General features: G+C 33.9%; 1 protein-coding gene. It reads right to left on the bottom strand.

Translation table 11 applies throughout. The features are described from left to right. Positions 1 to 676: 676 nt before the first annotated feature. The gene (locus tag MWU84_RS23975) at positions 677 to 913 is read right to left on the bottom strand and encodes a hypothetical protein (protein ID WP_246906548.1); all 237 of its coding nucleotides are present in this window, start codon (positions 911 to 913) and stop codon (positions 677 to 679) included. Positions 914 to 946: the final 33 nt, after the last annotated feature.

The following is a 946-nucleotide window of genomic DNA, read 5'->3' as shown; positions in this document are numbered from 1 at the left end:
TTGCTTGTGCAGCTACTCCGATAAAAAGAACAAAAATTAAAGTAAAAAGCGTTTTCATGATGCGTTGTTTTGTTATGTAAATTTAACGCCACATGCACCCCTGTATAGGTCACAATTCGTTTAAACCCCCTTATTTTTCGGTATCTGACAAATCTCCCGATAAAGTGCACCAAATGCTCGATGAGTGAAAACCGGGCTCCAAAACACTAATCGATGATATAGGTATTTAATCGGTAATTCTTACAGATTTTAAAGCCCAACCAACCACAATCAATCACATTTTGTAGTAAAAAACTTATGAATTAAGATAACCTATTAGTGGCCTCCCCCGTAAAACGATTCCATTTATACCAATGTTAATGAGTTCCTTCATAGTTGCGTCATCCTTGGTCTCCATATGCTAGCAATAACTTGAAATCAATTAAAAAGCGGGTAACAAATAGACATCAAAGCTTTAGAGTATAAATCTTTAAAATTCAACTCTCGATCATTTGCAATAACCTACCCCTTGTTATCCAAATTTGAATGCCGCTTAATCTTTAGAGGGATCACTATATAATTGCAGTGTGAAAAACTATTATGACCAGATAGGTGTTGTAATCAAAAGTTTAACCAGATACATTTAATTCAGGTAAGAGAAAATTTCCACTCCTTATCCAATACGGTGCCTGAAATATTAAGCCAATTTAGCTTTGTTCAATTTAGTAGAGAAAGACAATTCTTTTTTTACCCTGGAATTTTTGAACATGTACAAACGGGCTACTTTGTTTTCGTTTTTTACAGAAACTTCATTTTGGGTAGTAGTTACAATACTCATGGCAATAGTTTCAACTTTCACTTCTTGGTCAGTATTATTTGCTTGTGCAGCTACTCCGATAAAAAGAACAAAAATTAAAGTAAAAAGCGTTTTCATGATGCGTTGTTTTGTTATGTAAATTTAACGCCA

This window comes from Arenibacter sp. F20364, assembly GCF_023015905.1.
Taxonomy (GTDB): domain Bacteria; phylum Bacteroidota; class Bacteroidia; order Flavobacteriales; family Flavobacteriaceae; genus Arenibacter.
Note: the sequence above shows the minus strand (reverse complement) of the source record. Positions and strands in the feature narration are given on the sequence as shown.